We start from the raw sequence: 11,779 nt of genomic DNA, 5'->3' as shown, positions 1-11,779 counted from the left end.
CGTTAGATGTTAAAACACAGTTTTACTTTTTTATGTTTATTGATACTAGCCGGCTGTGCTCAAGTCCCTCAAAGCAAAGTAGATGAAAGAGATCCGCTGCAAAGTATTAATCGTCCATTATATGACTTTAATATGGATGTACTGGATGCTTATTTGTTGCGCCCAGTTGCTGTAGGTTATGTTGAAGTAACGCCTGTACCGGTAAGAAACGGTATTGTTAATTTTACAGGTAATATCACCGCACCTGTAGATATGATCAATGCGGGTTTGCAAGGTAAACCGGGTAATGCAAGCGTGAGCTTAGCACGCTTTTTAGTTAACTCTACTGTCGGTCTTTTTGGTATCTTTGATGTTGCAAGCTCACTAGGTCTTGAAATAGTCGATGAAGACTTTGGGCAAACGTTGGGTGTATGGGGCGTAGGTGATGGCGCCTATTTAATGCTACCAGGTATGGGGCCAACAACAGCACGTAACCTGACCGGTGATGTAGTCGACAACTTTGTATTACCTGAAGTTGCGCTAACGACTCCACAAACTATTTTAGTATTTGTTTTAAAAGCAGTTGAGGCGCGTGCATCTTTAATACCACAAGAAGGGCTATTAAATGATTCACTTGATCCGTACTTATTTGTAAAAGATATTTACTTCCAGCGTCAAATTTATGAGCTGTACGATGGCAACCCACCTATAAAAGAAGAGCCAGCTGATTTTGATGAAGACTTTTTAGAAAGTTTATAATTGAAGCCACTAATAAAAACGCCAGCTAAATGCTGGCGTTTTTATTGACTGTTTATATAATCTGAACTTTGGCTAGAGAAAAATAAACTTAGATATCATTATAATTCAATATATTAGTAAATGTTTTAACCAGAGTTCGGGTTACTTATTTTTCGTTAACTATTAACTGCATTTGCTCATTAACCCAAGTCAGTGCTTCATGATAGGCATCAGGAACTTTTTCACCTAGGTTTAGCTCTTTCGTTAATTCGTTTGCGGCTGACCAGTTAGCTTGTTCATAATACTTAACTAAGTTTAAATATTTTGCCAGCAAGCCTTCATCGTTTAATAACGCTGCTTTTATGTCATTCGAAAGTGGAAGCTTTTTCATAACGCTTTCCATACTCTCATCTAAAATAGCATCCATAAGAGACATCATACCGGTTAAAAATGCCATGCCGGTATCTTTAAATTGTCCATGGGATATAGCGAGTAACTCACCAAAACGAGCGCGCGTAAGCGATAGCCTAATTAGCTCTACAGGTTTATCTGCTGATACTTGTGCTGCAAATAATAATGATAATAGTTTTTTAATTTCGTTAGCGCCAAGCACTATAAGGGCTTGCTTAATGGTACTTATTTCAGCACGCCTTGCAAAGGCAGCAGAATTTGAATACCTAAGTAATTTGTAAGATAGGTTTACATCACGCTCAAACACATCAGTGATTTTTTTAAGATCCATATCAACGCTTGATGTTTCGTAAAGTAATTCAGCTAATGCCATTTCTGAAGGCGGTAGAGCCTTACTTTGTACCATTTCAGGTTTTGAGAAGAAAAATCCTTGGAAATAATCAAAACCAAGCCCTAGAGCTTGTTGGTAAATTTCATAGGTTTCTACTTTTTCGGCAAGTAACTTAATATGCGAGTGCAGTTTTAAATCATTAAGAACCGTTTTTATTGTATCTATATCAGATGCTAAAAAGTCTATTTTAATAATATCAATAAATGGATAAAAGTGGCGCCAAACAGGCTGATGAATATAGTCATCAAGAGCAATAGTGTAACCTTTATCTTTTAGATCTTTCACTATGGCTAATAATCGCTTCCCAGGTTGCACAGTTTCAAGGATTTCTATAACTACAGTATCTTTGCCCAATAGTGTTGGGTAGCCCTTTGATAGCGTTTCCAGGGTGAAATTTATATAGGCGGGTTTATTGTCGGTTAAATCTTCTAAGCCGAAATTAAACTGACTACCTTCAATTAGTCGTGTAGTTGCCTCGTCACCGTCTATATCGGGAAATACGTTATCAACGCCATCGCGAAATAAAAGTTCATATCCGATGAGCTTTTTATCTCTGTCTAAAATAGGTTGGCGTGCAGCGTAAAAATACATAAACAGTTCCGTAAGAGTAATCTAATTAGTTATTGTAATAATATATGGCAAAAGACTCAAAATAGCATTACGTATATTTGCTAGATTAATAAATTATCATTAAAAATTAAGGTCTTTCTAGTATTTAATTTATTATATTTCACCAATTCGCTTTAAAATTATTCAACATGAGTATTTTTGTATCAGGTGAGGGCAACAAGTTGGAGATTTTATTATCAAGCATGATATAGTCAGCGAGAATGGTTTTTACCCCAATAGTGTCTTAACTATAAAATTTTAAGAGTCATTATTTGGATTAAAGCCTATTATTAATAATTATGCGGAGGCTAATTTGGAAACAGGAATGATTATTTCACTAGCATTATATTTTATTGTAATGTTAGGTATCGGACTATATGCATATAAGCAATCTACTGACGATGTATCTGGTTACATGTTAGGTGGACGAAATCTATCTCCAAGTGTAGCTGCACTGTCTGCAGGTGCATCTGATATGAGTGGCTGGATTTTAATGGGCCTACCTGGTGCGATGTTTGTTACTGGTTTTAGTAGTACATGGATAGCAATTGGCTTGGTGATTGGTGCTTGGTTAAATTATCTGTTAGTTGCACCGAGATTACGTGTTTACACTGAAAAAGCAAATGACTCTATAACCATCCCAGACTACTTTTCAAATCGCTTCAATGATAAATCCAACCTATTACGTGTTGTATCAGCTGTGGTAATTATTGTTTTCTTTACTCTTTATACTTCATCTGGTGTTGTCGCTGGTGGTAAATTGTTTGAAAGCTCATTTGGTTTAACTTATGAAATGGGTTTATACATTACAACGGGCGTAGTTGTTTTATATACCTTGTTTGGTGGTTTTTTAGCTGTAAGCTTAACTGACTTTGTGCAAGGTTGTATTATGTTCATTGCACTTATTCTAGTACCAACGGTTGCATACTCTTTGCTTGAACAACCTTTAGAATCAACTTTACATAGCGTAAATCCAGATATGCTTAACTGGATTGGTGCAGGTTCTGCATTAGGTATTATTTCTGCAATGGCTTGGGGTTTAGGTTATTTTGGCCAACCACATATCATTGTTCGTTTTATGTCGGTACGTAGTGTTAAAGATATGCCTAAAGCACGCCGTATTGGTATGACATGGATGATTGTTGCTGCCATTGGTGCTGTTGGTACTGGTATATTTGGTGCAGCTTATACTTATGAGAACAACATTGTAGTTGAAGACCCTGAAACAATTTTCTTAATTCTTTCTGAGTTGCTGTTCCACCCACTTATTGCTGGCTTTTTACTTGCTGCAATTTTGGCTGCGATTATGAGTACTATCTCATCTCAATTATTGGTTAGTTCAAGTTCATTAACAGAAGATTTCTATAAAACATTCTTACGTAAAGATGCCAGTGATAAAGAGCTAGTTGCTGTTGGCCGTATTAGTGTTGCCGTAGTTGCTATGTTCGCTATTTATTTAGCTTACGACAGAGATAGCTCTATTTTAGACCTAGTAAGTAATGCGTGGGCTGGCTTTGGTGCTGCGTTTGGACCACTTGTATTGTTTAGCCTTTATTGGAAACGCATGAACTTTGCTGGTGCGTTAGCTGGTATGTTAGTAGGCGCATTTACTGTGCTAATTTGGATATATGGACCATTTACTATCAATGGTGAAAGCTTAAGTAGCTTTATGTACGAAATAGTACCGGGCTTTATTTTAGCGAGTATTGCAATTGTTGTTGTTAGCTTAGTAACAAAAGAGCCTGAGCAAAACATCACTGCTTTATTTGATGAAGTAGAAAAAGAGCTTTAATTAGCAATTACTATTTATTTTAAAATGAGTAGTAATTAATACCAATCCGCAATAATACTTAATCATTTTGCGGGGCTAAACGTGTTGCTACCGGCGTTAAAAAATTCTCATTTAGAACAACTAAATATCGAATTTTTGCCTAGCTATCAACACGTTTTTCCACCCTCAAAGAGATCACTTAATTAAGCGAATTGGTATAATAAAAAAGGGAGCAACTTAGTTGCTCCCTTTTTTATTTAGTTTGTCCCGTCCGAGGAGGGAGCATTCTATGAATTAACTTACTTTTTTATCGTTGTTATCTTCAATTGATGCAACGTTATCTGACTTTTTACTTTTTGCTGGCGCTTTGGTAACAGCTGGATCTTTGCCACCTTTTAATATGGTCATAAAATCATCTTTGCTTTTCGCTATTTCTAAAGCAAGTGATTCAATTTGTTGCTCACTAAGCGGTACGTCTACCTTTTCTAGCATCAGCTCAAGTGATTCTGCTATATCGAGCATCTTGTCATAAGCATCCGCTTCTTTTTTGGTAGTAAACGTCATACGCTCGACTCCGTTTCGTTCTACAACATATTTAACAACAACAGCCATGATTTCTCCTGCAAAATTGCTTGGCACCGTGGTTTTTAAAAAACCATTAGATTACTGTTTTTATGTACAGTAATGGTTTGTAAGTAAATTTGCAAGCGCGAAGTATTAATTTTTAGGTGTCTTAAATTTGACAAAAAACGGTAACTTTACTTTAGTTAAGCAATCACTTTGTTGTACCAGCTGCATTTTCAGGATTTCGGATCATAGTGATAATGCGTTTAGGTACACTTTAAGTGATGAACTTTACAGTTCCTTATTTATTGATTTCCTGAGCAATACTCAAAATTAAGAAAAGAAGAATAAGGGCAAGTTTAATGAAAACGTTAAAAAATTTACTCATCATAAGTTTATTATGTTTACTACCCGCGACTACCGCGTATGCACAATTATCAGAAGTAACTAAGCAAATGCCTCAAGCTGAGACAATTAGTATAAATAATGCTGATGCAGAGATGCTTGCTAAGTTACCTGGTATAGGTAAGAAAAAAGCGCAGGCAATTGTGGATTATCGTGAAGAAAATGGCGAATTTAAAAGCGTTAGTGATTTATCGCAAGTTAAAGGGATTGGCAAAAAACTTTTAGCTAAATTAGAGGGGAAACTTTCACTTTAATATTTCTAAAAAGTAATCAGGGTGCTAGGCGCCCTGATTAAATTGTTTTAGCGCATCGCTTAAGTGCTTTTTAGCAAAGTTAATTTCAATAGGTGTAGTTAATAGTGGATAGCACAATCCGCCAAGTATCAAAAATGGTATTAATATCCAACCTTTAAATACAGTGAATATTAAAAATAGTGGGCTAAGTAATAGCAACTTTATAATACGCAATAGAACTTTATCAGTTGGCGATAGCTGACTTAATGCAAGCGCAATTACGTCTTGACGCTGGCGTACTTTTAAATGCTTAAGCTGGTCTAATTGGCTTGAAAAAAATGTAAACATATCAAATCGACTTTTTAATTGATAAACGGGCAATAATTATAATAAATAGCGTTAGTGAGAAAATCCCAAATATCACTTCCATCCAAGCAGGCATGCTCATGCCAACAAACTGCCAATCTATATTTCCACAATCCCCGGTAGCTTGAAAAAAGCTAGGTATCCATTCATGTAGTGGCATAAATGATGGGAAATTTGGTTCAAACTCGCAGCTAAATGCAAAAGGGTCTGTGGTGGTTTGCATATCAATATGTTCGCGAGCAATTAAGTATCCCCAAACACTCGATATTCCCCAAATAACATACGCTATCATACGCACAGTTTTACTTTGTGGTTTACTTGAGCCTACAATCCCTGCGCCTAATAACCCCAATACTGCAGTGCGTTGATATATACACATTATGCAAGGCGCTAACCCCATTTTGTATTGAAAGAAAAGAGCGGTAACTTCAAGTAAAAAAACGATAGCTGTAAATAAAAGCCACGGGGTTCGTTGGGTAGGTAATTGTGCAAGCCAGTTCATAAAAATTCCGCGTTTTAATAGGACGTTAGATTATGACGTAGGATAAAGTATGCAGCAACAAAAAGGAAAAAAAAGCTACCGAAGTCGCTTTTTATAAGATGAAATTAATGACTACTCAATTCAGCCTTAGCAAAGGTTAAATGACGTTCTATTATTTTCCCATCGATACATAAGCTCAGTTATATTGCTTACTTATACTAAGGTGATGCATCATCTAAAGAATTTTTTATGGTTGCACTTTTTTGTACTTTTTCTTATGGCAAGTGCGGGATAAGTTAATTAAGCTCAGGCGCTGCGTAAATAAAAATATCTCCATAATAACAATGTACCTACAATGAATATTACTCTAGATATTCATGCATTGTAGCTAAATTAGAGAAACCCAAATTTAATTATTTATTAATTTTAAATTTCTACCCATTTGCTTTATTAATATATTACTTTACTTGTTAGTTGTGCTTCGTCTGGTACAATCAGTCAGTTATTCGTGTAAAACGATGAGTGTTGATTAATTCGAGTGGGAACTGGATGAGAATTTTTAAAGCGAAAAGCCCAGCAGGATTTGCTGAAGAATATATAGTTGAGTCCATTTGGAACGGCGATTTCCCTCCAGGTTCAATTTTACCTGCCGAGCGAGAACTTTCAGAGTTAATTGGTGTTACAAGAACAACCTTGAGAGAAGTATTACAGCGTTTAGCACGTGATGGTTGGCTAACAATTCAGCATGGTAAACCTACAAAAGTAAATAACTTTTGGGAAACGTCTGGCTTAAACATTCTTGAAACATTAGCGCGCTTAGATGAAGACAAGATGCCAGAGCTGACAGATCAGCTTTTATCTGCACGTACTAATATTAGTGCTATTTATACACGTGCTGCAATTAAGTTAAATCCTGAACGCGTGATTGAAATTTTATCACAAAGCCATGAGCTAGAAGACACCGCTCAAGCATTTGCTGACTATGATTATAAAGTGCATCACGAATTAGCCGTTGCGGGTAATAACCGTATTTATGTATTAATACTTAATGGCTTTAGAGGTTTTTATTCAAAGATTGGTTGTCATTACTTCTCTGATGCCGGAACTCGTGAACTTGCTCGTCAGTTTTATAAAGATTTAACCATTTTGGCAGAAAATAAAGAGCATGATGGTGCTATTTCTATGATGCGTAAATATGGTCATCAAACGGGTGAGATTTGGCAAAAAATCCGTGGTGATATGCCCTCAGATATAATGGACTAAGTCTAAGCGAGAAACCTGCATTTGCAGGTTTTTTTATATCGGTAAAATTTAGCGCCACCGTATATGAAATTCTAAAAAGTTTAATGTATAAACCACTTCGATATTTTTAAAATTTCTACTTAGTTACAACGCAACTTACACTTTAAAATAGACCTATTATTTAAGTATATTAGTGCAAGTTGCAAGTGTTCGTTATTTTCGATTGCTCACATCGTTAAATGCGATTGTCCTTTTGCAGTGAATAACTTTAGAATGCCAATTAATTATATGTATGCGCTATTGGTTTTTAATTTTTAGCGCCCATATAAGTACCAGCATTGCGAAAGCAATTGAAAACAAACTCAAAATATTTGGAGAATAAAATGGGTGTATTAGTAGGCCGCCAGGCACCAGACTTTACCGCTGCAGCTGTTCTTGGTAACGGTGAAATTGTAGATAGCTATAACCTTCATGAAACAATTAAAGGTAAAAAAGCAGTTATCTTCTTTTACCCACTAGATTTCACGTTTGTATGTCCTTCTGAACTTATTGCATTTGATAAGCGTTTTGAAGAGTTTCAAAAGCGTGGCGTAGAAGTAATTGGTGTTTCTATCGATTCACAATTCTCACATAACGCATGGCGTAACACTGCTGTTGCAGACGGCGGTATTGGTAAAGTTCAATACGCACTAGTTGCAGATGTTAAACACGAAATTTGTAAAGCATACGACGTTGAGCATCCAGAAGCGGGTGTTGCGTTCCGTGGTTCTTTCTTAATTGATGAAGAAGGTAACGTACGTCACCAAGTAGTGAACGATTTACCACTAGGTCGTAACATCGACGAAATGCTTCGCATGGTTGACGCGCTAGCGTTCCACACTGAGCACGGTGAAGTATGTCCTGCTGGTTGGACTGAAGGTAAAAAAGGTATGGACGCAAGCCCTGAAGGCGTTGCTAAGTTCTTATCTGAAAACGAAGGCGAGCTATAATTTAGCCCTTAGTTTTAAATAAAAAAACCGCCAATTGGCGGTTTTTTTATTTGTAGCGTTAGCTCACTTTAAAATAAGCTCGCAAAGTTAAAACGAGAAACTAACTTTAGTGTAGAAGTATCGGCCTCTAGGGTTGTGTACACCTGAGGCATAACCGTATAGATCAGCGTCGCCATCACCAATTGCAAATGGTGGCTCTTCATCAAATAAGTTATTTACACCTAGCGATACTTTAGTTGAGTCAGTAACACGATAAGATGTTTGTAAATCTACCAATGTTTGCGAATCAATCATACGTGATGTATTGCTATCAAAGTCTAAATTACCGTCAAAATCAATATCAGGGGTATCTTCAAACTCACCTACATAACTGATGTTTACGTTTGTATTAAACTCGCCAATTTCCCAGTTTGTAGAGAAAATCCAGCGGTGCTCTGGATAGCCATACTCACCGGTGTAATCGCGGCCATCTTTTTCAAATTTATCTTGGTATGCCCATTCTAAATTAAATTTCAATAAACCTAAGTCATCAAGTGAGTGATTGTAGTTAGCTGAAACATCGACCCCAGATACTTCTTGCGAAGAAACGTTTTCAAATGTGCTGTAAATTTTTTGAATTGTTCCTAAGCTATCGCCACCTGTAGGTGTTAAGCGCACACATACAGTACTATCTTGGTTATTACACTCAGAGTTATAAATTGGACCAAACTCTTGCTCATCAATTTTGTTATCTTGAGTGATGCTCCACACATCGACACTTAAACCAAACTCAGCAGAAGGCGCCCAAATAAAGCCGACATTCCATGATTCTGATTCTTCAGCTTCAAGGTCAGGGTTACCAGCAAATTCAATGTTGTAATCAAGTGCATCACAATCAAGGCCCGTTGCTTCACATCGGTATGTATCTACAAAGAATTGGCTTTCTTGAGATGGACCCAAACCAACTTGTGCCAAGGAAGGCGCTCTAAAGCCTTGTGCCCAAGAGCCACGCACTGTGATTTCATCAGTAGGCGCCCAGCGAAGAGCTACTTTAGGGTTTGTTGTTGTACCGAAGTCACTGTAGTCATCGTAACGGCCAGCAAGTTGTAGCTCTAAATTATCAGCAAGAGGGATAGAAAACTCGACATAGGCAGCGTATTGTTCACGATCTGCAGATGCAGATACAGACTCTGTGCCAAATATTAAACCACGTTGAAATTGATCATCAGGAATGTCATTAACGTCTTCTTCACGGTACTCAATACCTGCAGCCATCATTACTACATCATCGCCAAAACTAAATGCTTCGCCTGTAATATTTGCATCAAAGGAAGTCATGTGAGACTCACCACGACGCACTAAGCTTGTTGTAATACGATCAATTACAGCAGGGTCGTTGTATGTGCCACCAAATGGATTGTAGTTTCCTGCATCAATTTCTTGTTGTAAGAAATCAGTACGCACCCAACCTTGTGTTCTATCACCTGTTTGAAGAGATTTACTTCGGCCTTTTTGTACAGCGGTTTCCCAACTCCAGTCATTAAACTCACCTCTAAGCCCTGCAACAAAGCGAAGAGTATCTGATTCAATATCCCATTGGCGTGCGCCAGCATCAACTGTACGGTAACGACCAATTTGAATGTCTTCACCAAATGGATTGTTAGGGTGGCTAGCTGGGACAGTTAAGCCTGCATCTTCATCAAGTGGAGTAGGGGCTCCGGCCGCAACAGACGTATTGTGCTGTACTGCCATTTCTAAAAAGCCCGTAATGCCATTATCAAAGTTATATTCAAATTGAGAAATAGCACCCACGCGTTCAGACGCTGGTGCGATATAACCGTAGGGGCCGTAATCAAATAAACAACTGCCGCTTGAAGTTGCATTTTCAGCAGGACAAGCCGGATCAATTGTTTTAACACCGTCTACATAAAAATATCCAGGGAAGCCACGAGATGAGCGAAAATCTTCACCACCATAAGGTGATTGATTTGCTGTACCTAAGCTGCCCATTTCATCAGAAGAAAGAGATGTATTTTTAAAGTAATCGATAATAACTGACGCGCTACTTTTCTCGCTAGTAGTACCCCATACTAAACTTGCTGTTGTTTCTTCATAATTGGGACCATCAGTACCACCGTAGCCCAAATTAACTTCAACACCGTCAATGTCTTTTTTCAAGATTACGTTTACCACACCCGCCACTGCGTCTGAGCCGTAGATAGCTGAAGCACCATCTTTTAGTATATCGATTCGCTCAATGGCAGAAACTGGGATACTGTTAATATCTACAAATGAGTTTGTGATACCTTCGGCAAATGCACTAATAGATACACGACGGCCATTGATTAGTACGAGCGTAGCATCAGCACCTAAGCCACGTAAACTAACAGCAGCAGACCCATTTGCAGTTGAGTCTTGGTTGTTACCACGTGTTGAGAAAGTACCGCTACCCGCGACAGGCATTCTTTCGAGGAGTTGTTGTAGGTTGTCATAACCCATGTTCTCAATATCAGCTCTTGCGATTGATTGAACCGGAGAAGGTCCTTCGATATCTGAACGTTTGATTCGTGAGCCAGTTACTTCAATGCGCTCTACTTTTTTAGCTTCTTCAGCAGCGTAAGTTGTTGTTGTAAAACCTGCTGAAAGTGCGATTGTAGCACCTGCAATTAAGCTAGGTGTAAATGCAGTTGATTGCTTCATCCTTAAGTCCTTGTTGATATGTTATAAATTTAGTTGCTCTATACCAATCCTTTTTAAATTGTTAAATAAATCCCATATTTAAGCGGATTGATATAACAAGCGACGACATTAATATCATGTAACTTAAGTGTTAGCAATTAGACTGAAATGTGATTTTAGTATGGTTTTTTGTGTGTTTTTGGATGATTTTAAAACAGATGTTATGCGCTGAAGAAGGTTGAAATAGGCGCATATGCTTTATTTTGGAAATAACAAATACAGCCTAAATGCGAGTAATAATTAAATTAATTAATTCACAATAAAATTGTAATAAATTATTTACATGTATATTCTGAATGAATAGTAATCTTGTTGTATATTAATAAAACAAATAATAGTTGGTTTTTTAATAAAAAAACGCCTAACTTGTTAGTTAGGCGCTGTGCTTATACTTTGTGTTTCATTAAACGTTCTTTTTCGCGAGACCAATCTTTATTTTTCCCGTCGTCACGTTTATCGTGCAACTTTTTACCTTTTGCTAGATGAAATTCAAGTTTTACCCAACATTTTTTCCAGTACATAGCTGTAGCTATTAATGAATAGCCATCTCGCTCTGTTGCACCGAGTAGACGGTCAAGTTCGCGTCTGCTTAATAGTAACTTACGATAACGCAACGGATCGCAAATTACATGGGTTGATGCACTATTAAGTGGCTGGATTTGCGCGCCAAGCAAAAATGCTTCGCCATTTTTAAGATGAATATAAGTTTCGGTGATGTTTACCTTACCTGCTCGGATACTTTTTACTTCCCAGCCTTGTAGTTCAACACCTGCTTCAAACTTATCGTGTAAAAAATACTCATGTCGCGCTTTTTTGTTTAGCGCGATGGTATTACTTGTCGATTTTGATGAATTTTTCTTAGCCATAGTGCCCTATAATATA

Annotated in this window: 11 protein-coding genes; 5 read left to right on the top strand and 6 right to left on the bottom strand. The window is 37.4% G+C overall.

What is annotated here, in order from left to right; translation table 11 throughout:
• Positions 1-6 precede the first annotated feature (6 nt).
• Positions 7-738: a VacJ family lipoprotein gene (locus tag H5116_RS09205; RefSeq protein WP_182716000.1), complete on the top strand. Its 732-nt coding sequence runs from the start codon at positions 7-9 to the stop codon at positions 736-738.
• 145 nt (positions 739-883) lie between these two features.
• Here H5116_RS09205 and H5116_RS09200 read toward each other — a convergent pair whose 3' ends face one another.
• Positions 884-2,110: an EAL and HDOD domain-containing protein gene (locus H5116_RS09200; RefSeq protein ID WP_182715999.1), complete on the bottom strand. Its 1,227-nt coding sequence runs from the start codon at positions 2,108-2,110 to the stop codon at positions 884-886.
• Positions 2,111-2,441: 331 nt separating this feature from the next.
• Between H5116_RS09200 and putP the strand changes: the two genes are divergently transcribed.
• Positions 2,442-3,920 carry a sodium/proline symporter PutP gene (gene putP, locus H5116_RS09195; protein ID WP_149602304.1) on the top strand — a complete coding sequence of 493 codons (1,479 nt, stop codon included), beginning with the start codon at positions 2,442-2,444 and terminating at the stop codon, positions 3,918-3,920.
• 273 nt (positions 3,921-4,193) lie between these two features.
• Here putP and H5116_RS09190 read toward each other — a convergent pair whose 3' ends face one another.
• Positions 4,194-4,511, bottom strand: a complete 318-nt coding sequence (locus H5116_RS09190) for a YebG family protein (RefSeq protein ID WP_004335683.1) — start codon at positions 4,509-4,511, stop codon at positions 4,194-4,196.
• Between the two features lie 314 nt (positions 4,512-4,825).
• On the opposite strand from H5116_RS09190, the gene H5116_RS09185 reads away from it, so the two are divergent.
• Complete coding sequence (locus H5116_RS09185; RefSeq protein ID WP_165723515.1) at positions 4,826-5,122, top strand: helix-hairpin-helix domain-containing protein; 297 nt, start codon at positions 4,826-4,828, stop codon at positions 5,120-5,122.
• Positions 5,123-5,146: 24 nt separating this feature from the next.
• On the opposite strand, the gene H5116_RS09180 is transcribed toward H5116_RS09185, so the two are convergent.
• Entirely contained in the window at positions 5,147-5,449 is a 303-nt protein-coding gene (locus H5116_RS09180; RefSeq protein WP_024595348.1) for a DUF6170 family protein, read from the bottom strand.
• A 1-nt stretch (position 5,450) separates the two neighbouring features.
• The gene (gene dsbB, locus H5116_RS09175; RefSeq protein WP_024595347.1) at positions 5,451-5,969 is read right to left on the bottom strand and encodes a disulfide bond formation protein DsbB; all 519 of its coding nucleotides are present in this window, start codon (positions 5,967-5,969) and stop codon (positions 5,451-5,453) included.
• A gap of 528 nt (positions 5,970-6,497) precedes the next feature.
• On the opposite strand from dsbB, the gene fadR reads away from it, so the two are divergent.
• Entirely contained in the window at positions 6,498-7,211 is a 714-nt protein-coding gene (gene fadR, locus H5116_RS09170) for a fatty acid metabolism transcriptional regulator FadR (protein ID WP_004335692.1), read from the top strand.
• Between the two features lie 362 nt (positions 7,212-7,573).
• A complete protein-coding gene (locus tag H5116_RS09165) occupies positions 7,574-8,179 on the top strand; it encodes a peroxiredoxin (RefSeq protein ID WP_007378637.1) in 606 nt (201 codons plus the stop codon).
• 87 nt (positions 8,180-8,266) lie between these two features.
• On the opposite strand, the gene H5116_RS09160 is transcribed toward H5116_RS09165, so the two are convergent.
• Together H5116_RS09160 and smpB are read right to left on the bottom strand one after the other, a co-directional pair.
• Positions 8,267-10,858 carry a TonB-dependent receptor gene (locus H5116_RS09160; protein WP_182695461.1) on the bottom strand — a complete coding sequence of 864 codons (2,592 nt, stop codon included), beginning with the start codon at positions 10,856-10,858 and terminating at the stop codon, positions 8,267-8,269.
• Positions 10,859-11,283: 425 nt separating this feature from the next.
• Complete coding sequence (smpB, locus tag H5116_RS09155; protein ID WP_004335699.1) at positions 11,284-11,763, bottom strand: SsrA-binding protein SmpB; 480 nt, start codon at positions 11,761-11,763, stop codon at positions 11,284-11,286.
• Positions 11,764-11,779 lie beyond the last annotated feature (16 nt).

This window comes from Pseudoalteromonas sp. SG45-2 (genome assembly GCF_014164115.1).
In the GTDB taxonomy this organism is placed as follows: domain Bacteria; phylum Pseudomonadota; class Gammaproteobacteria; order Enterobacterales; family Alteromonadaceae; genus Pseudoalteromonas; species Pseudoalteromonas distincta.
This window is presented reverse-complemented; position numbering and strand designations above follow the sequence as displayed.